The following is a 626-nucleotide window of genomic DNA, read 5'->3' on the forward strand; positions in this document are numbered from 1 at the left end:
AGCTGGGTTGAGTCAAGCTGACTTGGGGGCCGTCTTGGGCTTGGAAGATTCCAATAGCGCCGCACCACGTATCTCGCGCTACGAGTTGGGGTTACGAGATCCTGATCCCGAGACCGCTGAAGCATTGGCCAAGGCGCTCGGCGTTCCTGTTGCTTACTTCCACGCCACATCCGACGTCTTGGCAGAAGTCATCCTTCTGGTCGCACGTCTTCCAGCATCAAGACAACAAGCCGTTCTGAACTTGATCAAGGGCTACGCAGAAGGCAAGGCCCCTCCTACGGGCTAGGGGAAGAGTGGGAGATCCTGCTCTTCGTGACTTTGAGCCTCCACCAAGTACCTCCCAGCTCGCAATCTAAGCCCGGTAGCGGCCTCTCTAGCCCGAGCCTTCATGCGCCAGTTTCCGTCGGCAGCTGAGCGCTCTACCTCCCGGGCCTGCCGGTCTAATTCAGCTGCTTTGGCACGAGCCATTGCCGCCCTGGTCGATGACCAGGACGCCTCCGTTTCCTTCATGCTGTTCTCCTAGGTATCCGGGCCTTAGATCTGCCCGAGCTGAGCCATTGAGGTGCCTTGGCTCGCCGACACCACAAGATGGTCGACGACCCTCACCTCCACCATCGCCAGTACTT

General features: G+C 59.1%; 1 protein-coding gene. It reads left to right on the forward strand.

The window, feature by feature from the left end; all coding sequences use genetic code 11:
- Positions 1–286 (forward strand): helix-turn-helix domain-containing protein (locus tag ACVOL0_RS20385; protein ID WP_481550631.1); only part of this gene is annotated, 286 nt, incomplete at its 5' end.
- Between the last annotated feature and the right edge of the window lie 340 nt (positions 287–626).

It is taken from the genome of Stenotrophomonas sp. STEN021 (assembly GCF_056760175.1).